Source organism: Chryseobacterium nakagawai, assembly GCF_900637665.1.
GTDB lineage: Bacteria > Bacteroidota > Bacteroidia > Flavobacteriales > Weeksellaceae > Chryseobacterium > Chryseobacterium nakagawai.
Map to the genome: position 1 here is coordinate 2702509 of NZ_LR134386.1, position 20134 is coordinate 2722642.

Below are 20134 nucleotides of genomic sequence, written 5' to 3' on the forward strand. Positions count from 1 at the left end.
TCTGTTGATGAAATCGCTATGATTTGCAAAGACAAGTAAAGATTAAGATGATGCAATTCAATATGGCCTTAAAAAAATTATAAACGTCTTCGTATGAAAAAGTTTTTTTTACTTATTTCTATTTTATCACTTTCTCAGTTTAACGCTCAGATTGATCCTGTTAAATATCCTACTTTTACCAATATTGAAGATGCTCTGAATAGTAAAAAAGCTGTTTACAGCATGAGTTTCAGAGAAAAAGGATTGTTTAATCTTCCTCCTCAGATTGTAAAACTGGATTCATTATTCTTTCTAAATATGATGGCAAATAAGTTTGAAAGAATGGATAATGAGCTTTTTACGCTGAAAGAACTGGAGTTTTTGAATGTAAATGAAAACAGCATCAAGTATATTCCGGATGAAATTAGCCAGCTTAAAAAGTTGACTACATTTTCTATGAATCTGAACAGTTTAACGAGCATCAATCCTAATATTGCAAAGTTGCAAAATCTGAAAGTTGTTCATTTTGATGCCAATAACTTGAATACATTTCCTGAGGCATTGATGGAAATTCCCACTTTAGAGGAAATAAATTTACAGGGAAATCAGATCAGTTTTATCGCTGACCGGTTGTATCAGATTAAGAATCTAAAGTTTTTAAACCTGGCTAATAACCAGATCAATGACTTAGAAAGTCTTTCTTTCCCAAAAAAAATTAAATATCTTGAATTGCAGCAAAATGCCATTGTCACACTATCGGAGAACCTGTTTAAAGCTGAAGAACTTGAATTTCTGAATGTAAGTGACAATAATATCACACAAATTTCATCCAGAATAAAAGGATTAAAGAAGATTGTCAGTATGAATCTGGCCAACAATAAACTGAAAGATATTCCTGTAGAAATCAGTCAGCTTAAAAACCTGAAAACCTTGATTCTTACAGGAAATCCTATAGAAAAATCTAAAATTGAAAAATTAAAAACGTTACTGCCGGACGCCCAGGTTTATTTCTAAACCTACCCGCCAACACGTTTGGTTTTATAACCCATATCTTTAAGGATAGCCATTATTTTATCACGGTTGTCTCCCTGGATGATAATCGTTCCGTCCTTCTCAGAACCGCCTATTCCTAAGGTGGTTTTTATTTTCTTTGAGATTTTTTTTAGGTCCTCTTCACTCCCTTCCCAGCCTTCAACAATAGTTACAGGCTTACCATTTCTTCCCTTCTTCTCAAATTTACACACTAAAGGTTCTTTCTGCTTGAATTCTTCTTCAGGCATTTCAAAATCCTGCTCTTCATGTTCAGGAAAAAGATTCTTCAATTGATCACGTAAGTCCATACCGCAAAATTAAAAAAGATTTATGGATTTATAAAAGATCTGTTTCTGAAATTATAAACCTTTTTAGAAGAATAGGAAAAGTTTGATGCTGAAAAATATGTTTTCAAATTTAAATGAGGTACAATTTTTCATATTTTTGATCGTTAATTTTAAAAACTAATATGAAGACTCATCATATCCTTGCTGCCTTACTTTTGACCTTCGGAATGACAAACGCTCAAACCGGTTTTTCTACAGATCCTTTGGGAGCTGTTTTTGAAACAAAAGATACCGAAAACTTCTGGAAAGCATTTGATAAAATGGATACCTCAAAACAAAATCCTTTTATAGACTATATGAAAAATGGTTCTCCTGGAGTGAAGGGCTTTACGGAAAACCGAATCATCAATGCTGATTCCTTATATACGATGGTGAAAAAGAGAAAAGCAGATTATCTGGAAAGCCGTAATGTGTTGTCAGGATTAAAGCAAAAAGAAAAAAGAATCCGATCTATTTATAGTGGAATGAAATATTGGTATCCTGAAGCTAAATTCCCACCCATCTATTTTGTGTATGGAAGATTCAACACTGGTGGGACTTTTACTAAAGACGGAGTAATGATTGGAACAGAAAATCTTAGAAACCTGGATGGAATTGTTGGTCTTATTTCTCATGAATTGGTTCATTTTCAGCAAGACATTAAAGGGAAAGATAATTTACTGAAATACTGCCTTATGGAAGGAAGTGCAGATTTTATCAGTGAACTGGTTTCAGGAGAGACGAATAACAGCCCATTTTATCAATATGGTGAGGCTCATTCTGATGCATTATACAGAGAATTCGTAACCGTATTAAAAACAAGCAGTCCTATGGATTGGCTTTACGGAACTACTAAAAAGGACGATCGTCCCAATGACCTTGGGTATTGGATGGGATATAAGATTAGTGAGGCTTATTTCAATAAACAGATAGATAAACATAAAGCGGTTCATGATATTTTGCATATTACTGATCCCTTAAAGTTCTTAAAAGAAAGTGGTTTTCTAGATTCCTATATCAAAGAATACACTAAGAAGAACAATATGAAATTCGAAGACTTTTTTAAAGAATAATCGTATTGGGAAACTAAATCAAGATAATAATATAGGTAAGATCTTCCAGGTATTACCAAATTACAAACCCTGGCCTTGTTTCAAGGGTAGGGTTTTGATTATAAGAGTAGTATAAAATTGGAGGTTTCAAATTCGTCTATTCATCGGAAATTCAATAAATTTGTGTACTAAAGTTTTACAAAATGTCAAAAAAAGCAATATTAGCAATCCTTGACGGATGGGGACTGGGAACAAACCCTGAAGTTTCTGCCATAGACAAAGCAAATACACCATTTATAGATAGCTGTTATCAAAAATTTCCACATACAACCCTTGAAGCAAGCGGTTTAGCGGTTGGTCTTCCTGTAGGACAAATGGGGAATTCTGAAGTAGGACACATGAATCTTGGAGCCGGAAGAGTCGTTTATCAAAACCTGGTAAAATTGAATATGGCTGTTGAAAACGGGACCCTGGGACAGGAAAAAGTGATTCAGGATGCTTTTGATTATGCTAAAAAAGAAAACAAAAAAATACACTTTATAGGATTGGTATCCAATGGAGGAGTACACTCACATATCAATCACTTAAAAGGATTATTGACTGCAGCTAAAGAATTCGGATTGGACGAAAATGTTTTTGTACACGCATTCACAGACGGAAGAGACTGCGATCCACATTCCGGATTAGGTTTTATTGAAGAACTTCAGAACCATATGGAAGCAACTACCGGAAAACTGGCTACTGTTGTAGGAAGATACTACGCAATGGACAGAGATAAGAGATGGGAACGTGTGAAATTGGCTTATGATGCTCTTGTAGAAGGAATTGGATTCGAAACAACCGATGCATTAGCAGCGATCAAAGATTCATATGATAATAATGTAACAGATGAATTCCTTAAACCTATTATTTTAGTCAATACAACCGCTACAGGAAACGTTGTTCCGGTGGCAAAAATTATCGATAATGATGTGGTAATCTGCTTCAACTTCCGTACAGACAGAGGAAGAGAAATTACAGAAGTACTTTCACAGAAAGACTTTCCTGAATACTCAATGAAGAAACTAAACCTTAATTATATTACGTTGACCAACTACGATAAAACATTCCAGAATGTTCAGGTAGTATTTGACGAAAATGTATTAACAGAAACAATGGGGGAAGTTTTGGAGAATAACGGGAAAACTCAGATCAGAATTGCTGAAACAGAAAAATATCCACACGTTACTTTCTTCTTCTCAGGAGGAAGAGAAGAAGAATTCAATGGAGAAAAAAGACTGTTATGTCCAAGTCCAAAAGACGTTCCTACATATGATTTAAAACCTGAAATGTCCGCTTACGACATTACCAATGCAATTGTTCCGGAACTGGAACAAGGAACCGCAGATTTTGTATGTCTGAATTTTGCGAATACAGATATGGTAGGACATACAGGAGTATTTGAAGCCGCTGTAAAAGCTGCCGAAACAGTAGATGCATGTATTGAAAAAGTAGCTACAGCAGCCTATGAAAACGGATATGCCGTATTTATTCTGGCTGACCACGGAAATTCAGATGTTATGCTGAATCCTGATGGAACTCCTAATACTCAACACTCAACCAATCTGGTCCCTTTCATTGTCATGGATAAAGACCGTACATGGAACTTAAAACCAGGAAAACTGGGGGATGTAGCCCCTACAATCCTCAATGTAATGGGGGTTGAAATACCAAATGCAATGACAGGAGATATTTTAGTTAGCTAAAATTCAATAATATTGTTAAAAGAATGCCGTTATACTTGTATATCGGCGTTTTTTTATGATTTATGTCAGATAAGGTATGAGTTGCATACTTTATTATGCGTTAAATAATAAATAAATCATATCTTTGCTAATTAAAAACTGAATATAAAAATGTATCAAAAGCTTGTTAGGAAAGAAGTAATGGGAATATTGGAAAAGGAAGTAGGTTCTTTTCTTGATAAATTTTTAACGCCAATTGAAAAAATTTGGCAGCCTTCTGATTATTTGCCAGATCCTTCAAGCGATGAATTTAAACATGATCTTGAAGAAATTCAGACTTTTGCCCGTGAAATGCCGTACGATCTTTTTGTAACATTGATCGGAGACTGTATCACAGAAGAGGCACTTCCTTCCTATGAATCTTGGTTAATGGGTGTTGACGGTATTAATCAGGAAGAGAAATTAGGCTGGGCAAACTGGGTAAGAGCTTGGACGGCAGAAGAGAACAGACACGGAGACTTATTGAATAAATACCTTTACCTGTGTGGTAGAGTAAATATGAGAGAGGTAGAAATTACCACTCAATATCTTATTAATGATGGATTTGATTTGGGAACAAGCATGGACCCATACAGAAATTTCATTTATACAAGTTTCCAGGAAACGGCAACCAATATCTCTCACAGAAGAGTAGGAACATTAGCAAAACAATCCGGAAACGGAAAATTAGCTAAAATGTGCGGTGTAATTGCAGCAGACGAAGCGAGACACGCAAAAGCTTACAAGCATTTCGTAGCTAAAATCCTTGAAATAGATCCATCAGAAATGATTCTTGCCTTCGAAGATATGATGCGTAAGAAGATTGTAATGCCTGCTCACCTGATGAGACAATCGGGACAGAAAGCAGGTGAACTTTGGGGACACTTCTCAGATGCAGCACAAAGATGTATGGTATATACCGGTCAGGATTATATCAACATTATGAAAGATCTATTGGATGAATGGAAAATTGAGCACGTAAAAGGTCTTACAGAAAAAGCAGAAAAAGCTCAGGAATACCTGATGAAGCTTCCTTCAAGATTACAGAAGGTTACAGACAGAGTTTCTACTCCGGATCTTCAGTTCCAGTTTAACTGGGTTAAAAGCTAAGTAGCCCATATTATTATTTTAAATTATAAAAGTATTGAGTGCCTTTCTATTTGGCACTCTTTTTTATTTCTTATCTTTGCAAAGCTAAAAAAAGAACAAAATGTTAAATAATAAAAAGATTGCTGTTGACTTTGACGGAACTATTGTTGATGATGCTTACCCAGGAATTGGAAAGGCAAAGATCTTCGCTTTCGAGACCTTGAAAAGATTACAGGCAGAAGGATTCAGGCTTATTCTTTGGACATACAGACACGGAAAAACGTTAGATGAAGCAGTAGAATTCTGCAAAAAAAATGGATTGGAATTTTATGCAGTGAATTCAAGCTTCGAAGGAGAGGTTTTTGATTCCGCAAATCAATCGAGAAAATTAGATGCAGACTGGTTCATTGATGACAGAAATATTGGTGGGTTCCCGGGATGGGGTGAAATCTACAATATTATTCAGGAAAGAATAGAATTCCGTGTAGAAGGAGGAGAAGTTTTGGCTTATTCAAAACTTAAAAAAGAAAAGAAAAAAGGACTTTTCTGGTAAAATAAAAATATAACAATTTAACAGTGTACCAATTTATCGATCAATATGGATACACTGATACATTAATACATTGGTAAATTAATACAATGATTCAATTAAAAACAATAGACGAACTGCGTCTGATGAAGGAGAGCGCCCGATTGGTTTCTAAAACATTGGGAATGTTGGCAAAAGAAATTAAGCCGGGAATTACAACTTTATATTTGGATAAGTTAGCACACGATTTTATTAAAGATCATGGTGCGCAACCTGCATTTTTAGGATACGGAGGTTTCCCGAACTCTCTTTGTATTTCTCCTAATGAGCAGGTAGTTCACGGTTTTCCGAATAATGAAGTGGTAAAAGAAGGAGATGTTCTTTCCGTAGACTGTGGAGTAATCCTTAACGGATTTGTGGGAGATCATGCCTATACTTTTGAAATCGGGGAAGTAAAGCCGGAAGTTAAAAAGCTGTTGAAAGTTGCGAAAGAATCTCTTTATAAAGGGATTGAGCAATGTATCAGAGGAAAAAGAATCGGAGATATCTCTCATGCTATCCAGACACATTGTGAAAAAGAAGGATATGGTGTCGTAAGAGAGCTTGTAGGACATGGTTTAGGAAGACAGATGCACGAAGATCCACAGGTTCCTAACTATGGAAAACAAGGAAGTGGAAAGGTGATTAAAGACGGTTTAGCCATTGCTATTGAACCGATGATTAACCTTGGAACTGAAAAAGTGAAATTCCATAATGATGGCTGGACGGTAACTACTTTAGATAACCTGCCTTCTGCACATTTTGAGCACGATGTAGCAGTAATCAATGGTAAGCCGGTATTGCTTTCTACATTTGATTATGTATATGAAGCGTTAGGGATCGTAAGTGACGAAGAGAAGCCTTTCCAACTGGACTTTTAATGAAGAAGATAACTAAGCTTTTACTGAATAAAATTCCACGTCCTATGCTTATTAAAATGAGCATCTGGGCAAGACCGCTTATTTATCAGTTTTTCAAAGGAGATGAATTTTATGATCCAATCGATGGAAGATCATATCGCAAATTTTTACCTTATGGCTACGGGAAACAAAGAGAAAATGCTCTTTCTCCGGGAACCTTGAGTCTGGAGAGACATCGCCAGATGTGGCTGTATCTTCAGAACGAAACCGATTTTTTCATTAAAAATTATAAAGTACTGCATATTGCTCCTGAACAAGAATTTTTGAGAAAATTCAAGAGAATGAGTAATCTGAATTATATTTCGGCAGACTTATATTCTCCTATTGTAGATGTGAAGGCTGATATTCTTGATTTACCTTTCGAGAACGACAGCTTTGATATTGTTTTCTGTAATCATGTTTTGGAACACATTGAAGACGATGCAAAAGCAATGAGCGAATTGTACAGGGTAATGAAACCCGGAGGATGGGGAATTCTTCAGGTTCCGATGAAAAATTCACTGGCAACAACCTATGAAGATTTTACCATCAAAGATCCAAAAGAACGCCAGAAACATTTTGGACAATACGATCATGTCCGTTGGTATGGAATGGATTATTTTGACCGTTTAAGAAATGCAGGATTTGAAACAGATATCAATTTCTATTCGCAGAAATTTTCAGAAGAAGAAATAAAGAAATATGGATTAAGAAGCAATGAAATCTTACCTTTAGTCTTCAAAAAATAATAAAAAATATAAATAGAGAAGCAGAGCACTCAGCAATATAAAAAAACAAAACCGTCTTCATAACGAAGGCGGTTTCATTTTTAAATATAGATAGAAGTTTATATTTTTATCTTAATGTGATGAAGAAACCGCTTTTAAACCTACAACTGATCCAATAAGGGTTACAATAAAAAATACTCTCCAGAAACTTACAGGATCTTTAAATAAGATAATTCCCATTAAAGCTGTTCCTACCGCTCCAATTCCTGTCCATACCGCATAAGCAGTACCAATAGGTAATGTTTGTGTAGCTTTGATCAGAAGAAGCATACTGATAGTCATCGTTATCAGAAAGCCGGTGTACCAAAGATACATTTCCGTTCCTGATGTCTCTTTTGCCTTTCCTAAGCAAGAGGCAAAGGCAACCTCAAATAATCCTGCGATAACTAATATTATCCAATTCATTTTTTTAAATTTTTCTGTTACAAATTTCAGAAATTGAACGGAGAAAAAATTTTACAATTGTTAAAAAATGAGTTTTTTTAGGAAGTAGGCTAGAGGTTGGGAACTGGAATAGGGGTGTTATAGTAGTTAGAATAGATGATGTTCTATTGCTTAATTCATGAGAGCTTTTTAGATAAAAGCTGTTAGCTGCTTGTTTTTATTTCAATAAATAATCATCAATATTGATATCAAATACACCATAATATCAATAGGAGCGGATTTTAGTCTGCTTTCAATATAAATTAGCTTTCCTCTGGCTTTAGCCAAAACTTAAAACGCTTCTATCCTTAAACATAACTTTTACTTAATCTCCGCACGGATTCTGCTTAGACTCACCTGTGTAATTCCAAGATAGGAGGCAATATATCCAAGCTGAACTCTTTTGAGTAGCTCCGGTTGATACTGGATAATATCTTTATACCGTTCCAGTGAGGTTTTAAATTGTCTTGAGATAATCAGCTCTTCAGATTTTATCATTTCCAATTCCGCCAGCTTTCTACCCCAATTGGCAATATGAATATCCTCATTAAACAGTTTTTTGAGATTTTCGGTCTCAAGTCTGTACAGATCGCAGTCTTCCAGTAGTTCAATGCTTTCATAACCTGGTTTATCTTCCACATAACTTTTCATAGAAAGGACGCACTGACCTTCACTGCCGAACCAGAACGTAATATCATTATCTGAAGTAGAAGAGTAGGCACGGGCAATTCCTTTACGGATAAAATAAACGTAAGGGATAACCTTATCTGCTTCCATCAAACAGTATCCTTTGGGATGGGAAACTTCAGAGATATAGGTTTTTAAACTATTTTTCGAGTCTTCAGGGAGTGTATAAATCTGGTCAAGAATCTGGTCTATATTCATAAAAGATGAATTCTAATATTCAAAAATATCAGTTTTAGGTAATGCAATACAAGATTATTTTGTAGTTTTTTGTGAGAAAGGTAGAAAGAAAGTGCCTATCAATCTGTAACTCCATTAAAGGAGGAGAATATTAAATTTTTGATATTCTGTTGCATATCCATGAAAATCTGAGATTTTCAAAAAAGCTTGAGTGTTCTTCTTGCAGTATTATTTTAAATTTTTTAAAGTGAACTTAAGTGTTTAAGAATTTTTGAGACTTTGTGGTTAAAACGTATAAGTCCAAAAATCAGTGTCATAATTTTTTCAAAAATATTTTTGAAGTGTACTCCAAAGACAAATAACTCGCTTTTTTCTTTTAAATATTGAGATTAACGGTAAAGACCAATTTTGTTTTACTAACTTTGCAGTTCGTAATATTATTTTTATGCACAAAGCTGGATTTGTAAACATAGTTGGAAAGCCCAATGCGGGAAAATCAACACTTCTAAACCAATTAATGGGAGAGAAATTGGCGATTGTAACGCAGAAAGCCCAGACAACCCGTCACAGAATTTTTGGTATTTATAATGAAGAGGACCTTCAGATCGTATTTTCCGATACTCCGGGAGTATTGGATCCTAAATATGGATTGCAGGAAAAAATGATGGATTTTGTAAAGGATTCCCTTCAGGATGCCGATGTATTCCTGTTTATTGTTGATGTAACGGACAAAGCTGAACCTTCCGAGTTCTTAATTGATAAATTAAATAAAATCCCTGTCCCTGTCCTTTTATTATTAAATAAAGTAGATCAGACTGATCAGGCAGGACTTGAAAAATTAGTAGAAGATTGGCACAATAAGATTCCAAAAGCGGAAATTCTTCCTATTTCTGCTCTTAATGCCTTTAATACTGAGGTTATTTTACCTAAGCTAAAATCTTTATTGCCTGAGAACCCACCTTATTATGATAAGGATCAGTATACAGATAAACCAGAAAGATTCTTTGTAAACGAGGCCATTCGTGAGAAAATTCTTTTGAATTATGATAAAGAAATTCCATATTCTGTGGAAGTAGTAACTGAGCAGTTCAAAGAAAAAGAAGGTATTATCTTCATTGATTCTATCATTTATGTGGAAAGAGATACCCAAAAGGGAATTATTATTGGACATAAAGGAGAGGCTATCAAAAAAGTAGGTACAGAAGCAAGATTAGACCTGGAGAAGTTCTTTTCTAAGAAAATTCACTTAAATTTATTTGTTAAGGTGAAAAAAGACTGGAGAAAGAATGACAGAGATCTTAAGAATTTTGGTTACAGATAGACTAAAAATGCTGTAAAACCCGTTGTATTAAAAGATTTTTATTACCTTAGTCTAAATTTTTTAGTAAATGAACTACAATAATTCAAATTCGAGCTCAATACCTAAAGATATTATTTTATTAGCAGTAAGAGTATTTGTTGGTTTTGCAATGCTTTCTCATGGATATCCAAAACTTCAGATGCTGTTGGCGGGTGGAAAAATTGAATTTTTTGACTTCTTGGGAATGGGACCGCAAATTACCCTGATCCTTACAGTACTTGCTGAGTTTGTTTGTTCAATTCTGCTGATATTAGGGCTTTTTACGAGAGTTGCCTTAGGTTTCTTGATCTTTACAATGGTCATTGCCGGATTTGTAGTTCATGGAGCAGATCCTTTTGAAAAAAGAGAGATGAGTCTTATCTATCTTTCTGTATATCTTCTTCTGATGATTATCGGAGCCGGAAAAGTTTCTGTAGATCATATGATTGAAAGAAGAAAAAGAGCTTCAGATTGGTAAAAACCTTATTATATATAATGAAAAGAGCATCCTCGGGTGCTCTTTTTTATTGGAGTTATTTTTATAAATGTCTTTATTATTGGGGATTATAGATGGATTTTTATAGTAAATTTATCTTAAAAATCACTACATTCGTAGAAAATAAATCTATATGAAGATAAAACTGACAATTTGCCTGCTGGCATTTCTCAATTTTTATGATGCACAGGAGAATATTACTTATCAAAAACCTTCTGCTGAAATCCTGAAACTTGCAGATTACGAAAGACCGCCATCTGTCTTAATGAATAACAAAAAAGACTGGGTGGTTTTTACCTATCGTTCAACATATAAGACGTTGGATGATCTTAATCAACAGGAAATGAAACTGGGTGGATTAAGAATCAATCCGGTTACAAATATTGCCAGTACGGTAACCTATTTTAACAATCTTAAAATAAGAAAGTTCAGTGATAAAAATGAAGTTCAGGTAAAGAATTTGCCTACAGGAGCTAAAATTGCTTATGTTCAGTTTTCACCGGACGAAAAGAAACTGACTTTTACCAATACCACCAACAAAGGAGTAGAATTATGGCTTGTAGACCTGGAATCTGCTACAGCCAAAAAGATTACAGGAGATATCCTGAATGCCAATTTAGGAAACCCATATCTTTGGTATAATGATTCCAAAAGTCTTCTTATTAGAACGCTGCCTCAAAACAGACCTGCTCTGATTGACTCAGGAAAAGACCTGCCTACAGGACCCATTGTTTCTACAGCAGATGGAAAAGTTTCCCAAAATAGAACATACCAGGATCTTTTAAAGAACCCTCAGGATGAAAAGAACTTTGAAACATTGGTAACCTCTGAAGTCTTCAACGTAGATCTTAATGGTACTCTTAAAAAGGTAATGAACCAGGATTTGTACACAGGATTAAGTTTTTCCCCGGATGGAAATTACCTGCTGTCTTCAGTCATTAAAAAGCCATTTTCTTATATCGTCCCGTTAAACAGGTTTCCTATGACTACAACGGTATATGATACGAAAGGAAATACTGTAAAAGTTGTGAATGAAATTCCTTTGAATGAAATTATGCCTAAAGGATTTTCATCTGTAAGAACAGGAAAAAGAGAAATGACTTGGAGAAGTGATGCTCCGGCGACTTTAGTTTTTACAGAAGCCCTTGACGGTGGAGATCAATATAAAACTGCAGAATACAGAGATGAAATCTTTACCTGGGATGCACCGTTTGCAGCAGCTCCTAAATCATTCTTCAAAATCAAACAGAGATTTGAGGATATAGATTGGACGAATGACCATTATGCGTTAGTATCTGAAGAATGGTATGATACCAGAAATACCAAAACTTTCCTGGTTGATCTTAACAATGGAGAATCAAAGGTTATAGATGATAGAAACTCTCAGGATGTATATAGTGATCCGGGAAATTTCAACACTGTGAAAAACCAATACGGTAGATCCGTTATCGATATGAAAGGCGGAAAAGCATATCTGATCGGGGATGGGTTTACAAAAGATGGGCAGCATCCGTTTATTGATGAAATGGATATCAAGTCTTTGAAGAAAAGAAGACTGTATACATCTAACCTTAAAGGGGCTAAAGAAAAGATTGTAGATATTTTAAACCCTTCAAAAGGGGAGATCTTAACAATACAGGAATCATCAAGCCAATATCCGAACTATTATAAAAAGAATGTCAAGTCTAATAAAGCTGAAACGGTAACTCATTTTGCAAACCCTTTTGAGAGCATTAAAGATGTTCACAAAGAAGTCATTACCTATAAAAGAAATGATGGTGTTACATTAACGGGAACTCTTTATCTGCCGGCAAACTACGATAGAAAGGCGAAGAAAGAAAAATTACCGTTATTGATCTGGGCGTATCCAAGAGAATTTAAAGATAAGAATACAGCGGGACAGAGTACTCAGAATGACAACGACTTTACCTTCCCGTATTATGGCTCTTTCGTATACTGGGTGACTAAAGGATATGCTGTTTTAGATAATGCTGCATTCCCGATTATTGGAGAAGGAAAAACAGAACCCAATGATACCTTTATTACACAATTGGTAGCCGATGCTGATGCGGCAATTAATGCTGTAGATCAATTGGGGTATATTGATAAAAAGAAAGTTGCTGTTGGAGGTCACTCTTATGGAGCATTTATGACAGCTAACTTATTAACACATTCTAATCTTTTTGCTTGTGGTATTGCACGAAGTGGTGCTTATAACAGAACGTTAACACCATTTGGATTTCAGAGTGAGCAAAGAAATTACTGGGATGTTCCAGAGATCTACAACACCATGTCTCCGTTTATGAATGCAAACAAAATGAAAACCCCTTTGCTTCTGATTCACGGTGATGCAGATAACAACCCGGGAACCTTTACCTTGCAGACGGAAAGATATTTCCAGGCTTTGAAAAACCTTGGAGCACCGGTAAGAATGGTTCTTCTTCCAAAAGAATCCCACGGATACCAGGCTAAAGAGAATATATTCCACGTTTTATGGGAACAGGATCAGTTCCTTGAAAAATGTCTGAAAAAATAATAGAAAAAGGCTATTCATCACTGAATAGCCTTTTTTATATCTTAGCAAAATAAGAAACTCTACAATTCTTAAGAACTTAATTAATTTTTAGCTTAAAGAAATTGTAAGATTTCATTAATACTTTTCAATTCTGTAAAGTTTTCATCTTCAATATTTAAATCATGCTGCTCATGGTTCCAAGTAACATGATAAGGAATATGAGCTGCTGATCCGCCGATTTCCAGTACAGGTAAGATATCCGACTTGATAGAATTTCCAAGCATAAGGAAGTTTTCCGGCTGACAATCAAGATGCTTTAGCAGTTTTTTATAATCATGTTCCTTTTTATCACTCATGATTTCAATATGATGGAAATAGTTCTGTAATCCTGAATTTTTCAACTTACGTTCCTGATCCAGTAAATCTCCTTTTGTAGCCACAACGAGCCTGTATTTTCCTTTCAGACTTTCAAGCGTTTCTGTGACTCCATCTAATAATTCAATCGGTTTTTGGAGAAGTTCCTGACCTAATTCAATGGCTTTATTAACCAATTGTAAGGATGCTGTATTATTTGATACTCTTCCAATAGTCTCAACCATACAAAGCATAAAGCCTTTTACCCCATAACCATACAAATGAAGGTTTTTCATCTCAGTTTTAAACAATTCCTGAGAGACAGAATGTTGGGGGAGATAATCTTCAAGCAGTATAGAGAATTCCTTCTCTGCTTCCTGAAAGTAGGGTTCATTAATCCAAAGAGTATCATCTGCATCAAAGGCTATAGTTGTAATGTGATTATTCATTTTAGTTTTGTAAATTTCTGTTTCAAATTTCTTTATAAAAAATAAACCCACAAAGGACAATTGTCCCGAAGAATAATGTTACGAACAAATCAATCATTTTTAAGTCATCTTGAAGACCTTTATCATAAACAGACTGGAGGAAATATTATCCTGCAATCCTTCTCTGAGGGGCAGAAATTATTAATTCAGGACCAATCTGTTGCTAGAGTTATGCTGATTAAAGAAGGAATCACAAAATGCTACTTTGAAGAAGAAAACGGAAAAGAATATATTGTTGAGTTTCTGGGAAGCGGTGAAATTCTGGGCGAAGTGGAATTAATTAAAAATATTCCTTGCCTCTGCAATATTGAAGCGTTAACAGAAGTTCTGGTATATACCATTAGTCTTACCTACTTTAATGAACTGATTCAAAAAGACCTTATCTTAAATAACCTTTTATTGAATTCGTTTGCAGATCGAATTATCAATACCTCAAGCAGAGCTTCATACCAACAGCTTTACACTGTAGAACATACGCTGACTCAGTTGCTTAAAATGCAGGTTAAACAGAATATTCAGATTTCAAAAGAAGATATGGCAGCATATCTGGGAATCACAGTAAGAAGCCTGAATAGGATTCTGAAGGATTTGAAATAATGTTTGTTAGTTAGCGCAAGGGCGAAAAAAAATATAATGTTAACTGTTTTAAGGCGCAAGAGAATCAAAGAAAATAAGACTTTTAAACTAGCTTTTATTCACCTTATTCTATGTATCTATATGGTGAAAACTATTCTTTTTAACCAAATAGTCACATAGGTTTTATACGCTGATAAATTATTTGTCCATTCGTAGCATTAGAAGTAGGATACAGTTTTATCGTTGATATAATCCTTGTGCTTTAAAATATATCCAGCCATATAATTTTATTGAGCCTTTGTGCATTCCAATATAGAATTTTTATTTGCTTTTGTTGGTTGTGGTTGTTTATTTAGGGGTGATTTGGTTTTTTGTTTTAAAATTTATTTTTTTTAGTAAAAATTAATAGGGTAATTTTGAAAATTATTATTTTTGTATCATAAAAGTTGAAGACAATACCAATGGAATTACTAAAGTTCAGAAATGCCGAATTAGCCGATCTCAATAAAATTGTAGCAATCTATAATTCAACCATTGCTTCAAGAATGGTGACTGCTGATGTAGAAGAAGTTTCTGTAGAAAGTAAAGTACAGTGGTTTAATGAACATAACGCTAAAGCCAGACCGCTTTGGATTGTAGAAGATGGGGATGAACAGATTGTAGGCTGGGTAAGTTTCAGTTCTTTTCATGAAAGGGCTGCTTATAGCGGAACGGTGGAAGTAAGTATTTATCTGGATGAAAGCTGTAGAGGAAAAGGCTATGGTAAAACGATTCTTCAGTATTGTATAGATAATGCAGGGAAATTTGGAGTGAATAATCTCGTAGCCCTGATTTTTCTTCATAATGAGCCAAGTTTGAAACTATTCAGATATTTTGGATTTGAAGATTGGGGAACTCTTCCGAATGTAGCTATTTTGGATGGTATTGAACGAAGTCTGAAGATTTTAGGAAAAAGAATTCAATAAAATATAAAAGGTTATCCGCTTGAGATAACCTTTTTTCTTATTACTGTATTAAAACTCAATAGAAATGGGCTTTAGCCCGTTCAAAATAAATAATCTGCGTAATCTCCGAGATCTGCGAGAAAAATAAAAAAGGCTGTTTCTACTGAAACAGCCTCTTAAATATTATGTATTCTGCTTAATTCGTTTGGCAGACATATTCAGGAATCGTTTAACCAGGAATACGGCAGAAACCGTTAATCCTAATCCAAGAGCGATCCACATTCCGAAAGCTCCCATTTCCAATGTTACACAGAATAAATAGCCTAAAGGAATTGTAATCACCCAATAGGCAATAAAAGTATAGATTGACGGGATCTTCACATCCTGTAACCCTCTCAGCATTCCTAAAGCGGTTACCTGAATCCCATCTGATAGCTGGAATAGGGCCGCAATAATCATCAATTTGGAAGCCAGGGTGATTACTTCAACCTCTTCTTTTTTCGTGAAGAATGTTGGCAGTATGTTTCGTCCCAGGATAAAAACCAATCCACAGATACACATAAAGATAAAAGCTATCTTTAGGTTATTAATCCCGACTTTTCTTAGCTCAACAAAGTTTTGTTCACCCAGTTTCCTTCCAATCATTACCGTAGAAGCCACACTAAATCCAACACAAAGGTTGAAGGTAAACGAAGCCATACTCAAAGCAATCTGGTGAGAGGCAATATCATGTGCAGAAATTAATCCGCAGATGAATGCTGCACCGGCAAAAGCAGTTACCTCAAAGAACATCTGTAATGCGGTAGGCAACCCTAATCTTACCATTTTATTAAACATTGCTTTTGAGAAACTTTGAATTTTTAATGAAAAATCCTTGATATAGCGTCTCGTTCTCTTTTCCTTCAGCAATACAAAATAAAGGAAAACCACCATGAAAATTCTGGAAATTAAGGTTGCTAAAGCAGATCCTTTTACGCCCATTGGAGGGAATCCCCAAAGTCCTTTGATGAATACATAGTTTAAGACAATATTGATAATGTTAGCAATGATGGTAGCCTTAGTTACTCCAATAGTGTATGAAAGGCCTTCAGAAACCTCACGAAGCGTCTGAAAAGCCATGAATGGAATCATACTGATGACCATAATGCTTAAGAAGTCTACCGTATCAGGAATAATCTTTGCAGGCTGTCCCGAGTGATAGAGTAGAGGCATTCCTAGTAAAAGAATAATTGTAAGCAATATTCCCACCGTCATATTAATGATAAAACCGTGACTGAATACAGAATTAATTGTATCATGATCATGTTTTGAATGTGCTTCTGAAACCAATGGTGGTATGGCAAATGAAAATCCAAGGGCCAATACAAATATAGAGAAGAACACAGCATTACCTAATGAAACAGACGCCAATGCATCAGCGCCTAAAAGCTTTCCAACAATAATATTGTCGAATAAATTCACTGAAACTTGCCCTACCTGGGTAAGCATTACAGGTAGAGCCAAAGTCAGGCATTCTTTTGTGTAGTTTTTGTTTAAAAATTTCATAGTATTTTAAGATTCATATCGTTTATTATTCAAAATAGTCAAAAAAAAAATTTGCAGTAGTGGTACTGCAAATTTTTATAATATGTAATAATAGTTGTATTATTTCCTTACAAAACTTGCAACGTCACTTTCAGAAACAGTGTTTCCACCAAGAATAATCAATCTTTCCACAACATTCCTTAGCTCTCTGATATTTCCAGTCCATGAAAGAGCTTTTAAAGCATCAATAGCTTTATCATCAAACTTTTTCATAGCAGTACCATGCTCATCAGCAATCATACCGGAGAAATGTTCAACCAATAATTTGATGTCGTCTTTTCTGTCATCCAATGGGGGAACATAAATTTCAATCACAGAAAGTCTGTGGTAAAGATCTTCTCTGAATTTCCCTTCCTCAATCTCTTTCTGCATATTTTTGTTTGTTGCTGCAATGACTCTCACATCAACTTTTATCTCTTTGTCGCTTCCGACAGGAGATACTTTACTTTCCTGAAGAGCTCTCAATACCTTAGCCTGAGCAATAAGACTCATATCTCCAATTTCATCAAGGAAGATCGTTCCTCCGTTAGCCTGTTCAAATTTCCCCTGCTTGTCTTTAATAGCACCCGTGAAAGAACCTTTCACATGCCCGAAAAGTTCAGATTCAATAAGCTCAGACGGGATAGCAGCACAGTTTACCTCTACCATTGGTCCTCTTGCACGCTCACTTTGATTGTGAATGGCGTGAGCTACCAATTCCTTTCCGGCACCGTTGGGTCCTGTAATCAAAACTCTGGCGTCAGAAACTGCTACCTTTTCGATCATATCCTGAATCTTCTGCAGGGCAGGAGAGTTCCCGATCATCTGGTATTTTTTATTTACTTTTCTCTTTAACGTTTTATTTTCAGTCTGAAGGTTTTTGTTTTCTTTCTTCAGAGATTCTTTTGCTAAAGCATTTTTTACGCTTGTAATAAGCCTGTTGATATCAATAGGCTTAGAAATAAAATCGTATGCACCCTCTTTCAGGCAGGAAACGGCAGAATCAATGTCTGCATGGCCTGAAATCATGATAAATGTTGTTTCAGGTTTTAATAAGAGACTCTGCTTCAAAAGCTCAGTTCCTGAAAGTTTAGGCATTTTGATATCAGAGATCACCAACGCGAAATCTTCTTTTTCTATCTGTTTGTAACCTTCAAGGCCATCTTCGGCGATAACAAATTCATAATCTGTAAGTTCGTCAGAAAGAATACTGTGAAGTACTCCTGAGATTGCTTTTTCGTCTTCTACTATAAGGATTTTTTGCATAGTCGCAAATTTAAATTTTTTGTTTCAATTATTAGCAAAAACTGTACCTAAATATTCTATTGGGAATAGTCTCTTCTTCCAAAAATTGCAGATCCTACCCTTACAGAGTTGGCTCCACATTCAATAGCCACTGGGAAATCATCACTCATTCCCATTGATAATGTTTTTAAAGGCTTTAGTTGATTTAATTCATCAAAAAGGGCTTTTAAAGTTAAAAATTCTTTCTTCACCTGTTGCTCATTATCCGTAAAAGTTGCCATTCCCATCAATCCTGTAATTTCAATATCAGGGAATTTTCCATCAATATATTGTTGGAAAATTGCTTGAGCTTCTGAGACATCAAGCCCGAATTTACTTTCCTCTGCAGCAATTTTTACCTGAAGTAATACCTTAATACGTCTATTGTTTTTGCCTGCCTCCTTGTTAATTTCAGCCAATAGCTTTTCTGAATCTACACTTTGGATGGTATCTATGAATGGAGCAATATATTTTACTTTGTTGGTCTGCAGATGCCCGATCAGGTGCCATTGAATATCCTGAGGCAGAAGAGGCGCTTTTTCCATCAATTCCTGAACCTTGTTTTCTCCAAAGACTCTTTGGCCAAGATCATAAACCTCCTGAATAGCAAAAACCGGATGCGTTTTTGAAACGGCAACCAGTTGAACGTGTGACATAAGCTGATCCTGTATCGCTTTATAATTTTCCTTAATACTCATAAATGCAAATTTCTGAAATTTAGTGTAAGGTTCAAAGTCTAAAATGATAGAAAACAGGTTTTTCTTGTGAAGAACCTGTTTAATCTATTCTTTAAATTTCTGAACTAATTCAATATTTCATTGATTTTCGGATACTGTGAAATCTTTCTGAAAACAAACTTGTTGCTTTTCTGTAGCTTTTCAATAAACAAATCCAATTCGTTAATAGAATCCGTATCTCTCAGATATTGGTCATGAGTAAGGAAAACAAGGTGTCTTGAAGTTTTTTCAAGATCATTTAAAAAAATGCTGTCAACTTTTTTCAGCATGGCTTCATGACTCCCTTTTAATGTCATCTTGTGAGTAGGCCTCCATTCCAGATCCCAACCAATAACTTTGTATCCTGCTCTTTTAAGGCCATCTGCCGCAGTGGTGGAGCTTTTGATATCTGTTACATTAATATTGTTAAGCCTCCAGATGTTTCTCCCAGGAGTTCTTGCTATTTTATTGTGAAGCTTCAGGCTATCTTTAGCAATATCAAAATCGCGGACAACAGCATCTGCAGTTTTATAAAAATCAGAGTATTTGTTGTGAGCATGGGTGAAGCTGTGGTTGGCCAATTCAATTAAAGGATTTTCTTTTAAAAGTTTAAAATCTTTTTTTTGTTTTGTACTTCCATAGGCATGTCTTCCAACCAAAAAAGCGGTGGCACACACATTTCTTTTGTCTAAAATTTTTAAAAGATTTTCTGTTCCCTGATTAGGGCCATCGTCAAAAGTAAGGTAGATCACTCTTTTATCAGGATCTACGCTTTCATCGTCCATTTTGGGAGCGGTTTCTGCGGTAGGATGTTCCTGTGAACTCAACGTTTCGTTCACATCATTTTTAAAATTACAGCTGTTTAATACTACTGAAGTTGCACTCATCAATGCAAACATCCCGAGAAAAGCCTTATTTGTTGACTTTCCCGCAAAAATTTTTCTCATAAAGGTAATGGAAATTTAAATTGTTAAAAATCGTTAAAAATAACACTTGAATGTTAACAAATTATATGCCATATTTCTTTGTGGTTTTCCTTTTTAAGATTATTTTAAGAAGTTTATTTTAAGGTGTTT

General features: G+C 35.1%; 20 protein-coding genes. 12 read left to right on the plus strand and 8 right to left on the minus strand.

Translation table 11 applies throughout. The features are described 5' to 3' along the window. Nucleotides 1–93: 93 nt before the first annotated feature. Complete coding sequence (locus EL260_RS12225; RefSeq protein WP_123855618.1) at nt 94–993, plus strand: leucine-rich repeat domain-containing protein; 900 nt, start codon at nt 94–96, stop codon at nt 991–993. 2 nt (nt 994–995) lie between these two features. On the opposite strand, the gene EL260_RS12230 is transcribed toward EL260_RS12225, so the two are convergent. Then, nucleotides 996–1319, minus strand: a complete 324-nt coding sequence (locus EL260_RS12230; RefSeq protein WP_068943063.1) for a translation initiation factor — start codon at nt 1317–1319, stop codon at nt 996–998. A 161-nt stretch (nt 1320–1480) separates the two neighbouring features. On the opposite strand from EL260_RS12230, the gene EL260_RS12235 reads away from it, so the two are divergent. The 6 genes from EL260_RS12235 to EL260_RS12260 all read left to right on the plus strand — a co-directional run bounded on the left by EL260_RS12235 (nt 1481) and on the right by EL260_RS12260 (nt 7457). Next, nucleotides 1481–2410, plus strand: a complete 930-nt coding sequence (locus tag EL260_RS12235) for a DUF2268 domain-containing putative Zn-dependent protease (protein ID WP_123855619.1) — start codon at nt 1481–1483, stop codon at nt 2408–2410. Nucleotides 2411–2592: 182 nt separating this feature from the next. Continuing rightward, nucleotides 2593–4134, plus strand: coding sequence for a 2,3-bisphosphoglycerate-independent phosphoglycerate mutase (gpmI, locus tag EL260_RS12240; RefSeq protein WP_123855620.1), 1542 nt, complete (start codon nt 2593–2595; stop codon nt 4132–4134). 150 nt (nt 4135–4284) lie between these two features. After that, entirely contained in the window at nt 4285–5262 is a 978-nt protein-coding gene (locus EL260_RS12245) for an acyl-ACP desaturase (RefSeq protein WP_123855621.1), read from the plus strand. A gap of 100 nt (nt 5263–5362) precedes the next feature. Then, nucleotides 5363–5794 (plus strand): BT0820 family HAD-type phosphatase, encoded by a 432-nt coding sequence (locus EL260_RS12250; protein WP_123855622.1) that lies wholly within the window; start codon nt 5363–5365, stop codon nt 5792–5794. Between the two features lie 86 nt (nt 5795–5880). Next, the gene (gene map / locus EL260_RS12255) at nt 5881–6690 is read left to right on the plus strand and encodes a type I methionyl aminopeptidase (RefSeq protein WP_123855623.1); all 810 of its coding nucleotides are present in this window, start codon (nt 5881–5883) and stop codon (nt 6688–6690) included. Then, the gene (locus EL260_RS12260; protein ID WP_123855624.1) at nt 6690–7457 is read left to right on the plus strand and encodes a class I SAM-dependent methyltransferase; all 768 of its coding nucleotides are present in this window, start codon (nt 6690–6692) and stop codon (nt 7455–7457) included. The genes map and EL260_RS12260 overlap by 1 nt, the downstream gene beginning before the upstream one ends. A 111-nt stretch (nt 7458–7568) precedes the next feature. Here EL260_RS12260 and EL260_RS12265 read toward each other — a convergent pair whose 3' ends face one another. Together EL260_RS12265 and EL260_RS12270 are read right to left on the minus strand one after the other, a co-directional pair. Further along, nucleotides 7569–7901 (minus strand): DMT family transporter, encoded by a 333-nt coding sequence (locus tag EL260_RS12265; RefSeq protein ID WP_123855625.1) that lies wholly within the window; start codon nt 7899–7901, stop codon nt 7569–7571. Between the two features lie 339 nt (nt 7902–8240). Next, nucleotides 8241–8804: a Crp/Fnr family transcriptional regulator gene (locus tag EL260_RS12270; protein WP_123855626.1), complete on the minus strand. Its 564-nt coding sequence runs from the start codon at nt 8802–8804 to the stop codon at nt 8241–8243. Nucleotides 8805–9228: 424 nt separating this feature from the next. On the opposite strand from EL260_RS12270, the gene era reads away from it, so the two are divergent. The 3 genes from era (at nt 9229) to EL260_RS12285 (ending at nt 13154) form a co-directional block, all read left to right on the plus strand. Continuing rightward, nucleotides 9229–10104: a GTPase Era gene (gene era / locus EL260_RS12275; protein ID WP_123855627.1), complete on the plus strand. Its 876-nt coding sequence runs from the start codon at nt 9229–9231 to the stop codon at nt 10102–10104. 67 nt (nt 10105–10171) lie between these two features. Then, nucleotides 10172–10600, plus strand: a complete 429-nt coding sequence (locus EL260_RS12280; RefSeq protein ID WP_123855628.1) for a DoxX family protein — start codon at nt 10172–10174, stop codon at nt 10598–10600. A gap of 151 nt (nt 10601–10751) precedes the next feature. Further along, nucleotides 10752–13154: an alpha/beta hydrolase family protein gene (locus tag EL260_RS12285; protein WP_123855629.1), complete on the plus strand. Its 2403-nt coding sequence runs from the start codon at nt 10752–10754 to the stop codon at nt 13152–13154. Between the two features lie 92 nt (nt 13155–13246). Here the strand turns inward: EL260_RS12285 and EL260_RS12290 are convergent, their stop codons facing one another. After that, nucleotides 13247–13936: an HAD family hydrolase gene (locus EL260_RS12290; protein WP_123855630.1), complete on the minus strand. Its 690-nt coding sequence runs from the start codon at nt 13934–13936 to the stop codon at nt 13247–13249. A gap of 75 nt (nt 13937–14011) precedes the next feature. Here EL260_RS12290 and EL260_RS12295 point away from each other — a divergent pair, with 75 nt between their 5' ends. Further along, nucleotides 14012–14572, plus strand: a complete 561-nt coding sequence (locus EL260_RS12295; protein ID WP_123855631.1) for a Crp/Fnr family transcriptional regulator — start codon at nt 14012–14014, stop codon at nt 14570–14572. A gap of 440 nt (nt 14573–15012) precedes the next feature. Further along, nucleotides 15013–15516: a GNAT family N-acetyltransferase gene (locus EL260_RS12300; protein WP_123855632.1), complete on the plus strand. Its 504-nt coding sequence runs from the start codon at nt 15013–15015 to the stop codon at nt 15514–15516. Between the two features lie 162 nt (nt 15517–15678). Here the strand turns inward: EL260_RS12300 and EL260_RS12305 are convergent, their stop codons facing one another. From EL260_RS12305 to EL260_RS12320, 4 genes are all read right to left on the minus strand, one after another. Beyond that, nucleotides 15679–17040, minus strand: a complete 1362-nt coding sequence (locus EL260_RS12305) for an MATE family efflux transporter (RefSeq protein WP_123855633.1) — start codon at nt 17038–17040, stop codon at nt 15679–15681. A 99-nt stretch (nt 17041–17139) separates the two neighbouring features. Then, nucleotides 17140–18324 (minus strand): sigma-54-dependent transcriptional regulator, encoded by a 1185-nt coding sequence (locus EL260_RS12310; protein ID WP_123855634.1) that lies wholly within the window; start codon nt 18322–18324, stop codon nt 17140–17142. 56 nt (nt 18325–18380) lie between these two features. Then, the gene (locus tag EL260_RS12315) at nt 18381–19040 is read right to left on the minus strand and encodes a YggS family pyridoxal phosphate-dependent enzyme (RefSeq protein ID WP_123855635.1); all 660 of its coding nucleotides are present in this window, start codon (nt 19038–19040) and stop codon (nt 18381–18383) included. A 104-nt stretch (nt 19041–19144) separates the two neighbouring features. After that, the gene (locus EL260_RS12320) at nt 19145–20005 is read right to left on the minus strand and encodes a polysaccharide deacetylase family protein (protein WP_123855636.1); all 861 of its coding nucleotides are present in this window, start codon (nt 20003–20005) and stop codon (nt 19145–19147) included. Nucleotides 20006–20134 lie beyond the last annotated feature (129 nt).

Coding starts and splice junctions, on each gene's coding strand:
- EL260_RS12295 (WP_123855631.1), top strand. CDS start 14,012: ATGTTACGAACAAATCAATCATTTTTAAGTCATCTTGAAGACCTTTAT.
- EL260_RS12260 (WP_123855624.1), top strand. CDS start 6,690: ATGAAGAAGATAACTAAGCTTTTACTGAATAAAATTCCACGTCCTATG.
- EL260_RS12280 (WP_123855628.1), top strand. CDS start 10,172: ATGAACTACAATAATTCAAATTCGAGCTCAATACCTAAAGATATTATT.
- EL260_RS12320 (WP_123855636.1), bottom strand. CDS start 20,005: ATGAGAAAAATTTTTGCGGGAAAGTCAACAAATAAGGCTTTTCTCGGG.
- EL260_RS12250 (WP_123855622.1), top strand. CDS start 5,363: ATGTTAAATAATAAAAAGATTGCTGTTGACTTTGACGGAACTATTGTT.
- EL260_RS12235 (WP_123855619.1), top strand. CDS start 1,481: ATGAAGACTCATCATATCCTTGCTGCCTTACTTTTGACCTTCGGAATG.
- EL260_RS12315 (WP_123855635.1), bottom strand. CDS start 19,040: ATGAGTATTAAGGAAAATTATAAAGCGATACAGGATCAGCTTATGTCA.
- EL260_RS12300 (WP_123855632.1), top strand. CDS start 15,013: ATGGAATTACTAAAGTTCAGAAATGCCGAATTAGCCGATCTCAATAAA.
- EL260_RS12270 (WP_123855626.1), bottom strand. CDS start 8,804: ATGAATATAGACCAGATTCTTGACCAGATTTATACACTCCCTGAAGAC.
- EL260_RS12225 (WP_123855618.1), top strand. CDS start 94: ATGAAAAAGTTTTTTTTACTTATTTCTATTTTATCACTTTCTCAGTTT.
- EL260_RS12310 (WP_123855634.1), bottom strand. CDS start 18,324: ATGCAAAAAATCCTTATAGTAGAAGACGAAAAAGCAATCTCAGGAGTA.
- EL260_RS12305 (WP_123855633.1), bottom strand. CDS start 17,040: ATGAAATTTTTAAACAAAAACTACACAAAAGAATGCCTGACTTTGGCT.
- era (WP_123855627.1), top strand. CDS start 9,229: ATGCACAAAGCTGGATTTGTAAACATAGTTGGAAAGCCCAATGCGGGA.
- EL260_RS12290 (WP_123855630.1), bottom strand. CDS start 13,936: ATGAATAATCACATTACAACTATAGCCTTTGATGCAGATGATACTCTT.
- EL260_RS12230 (WP_068943063.1), bottom strand. CDS start 1,319: ATGGACTTACGTGATCAATTGAAGAATCTTTTTCCTGAACATGAAGAG.
- map (WP_123855623.1), top strand. CDS start 5,881: ATGATTCAATTAAAAACAATAGACGAACTGCGTCTGATGAAGGAGAGC.
- EL260_RS12285 (WP_123855629.1), top strand. CDS start 10,752: ATGAAGATAAAACTGACAATTTGCCTGCTGGCATTTCTCAATTTTTAT.
- EL260_RS12245 (WP_123855621.1), top strand. CDS start 4,285: ATGTATCAAAAGCTTGTTAGGAAAGAAGTAATGGGAATATTGGAAAAG.
- EL260_RS12265 (WP_123855625.1), bottom strand. CDS start 7,901: ATGAATTGGATAATATTAGTTATCGCAGGATTATTTGAGGTTGCCTTT.
- gpmI (WP_123855620.1), top strand. CDS start 2,593: ATGTCAAAAAAAGCAATATTAGCAATCCTTGACGGATGGGGACTGGGA.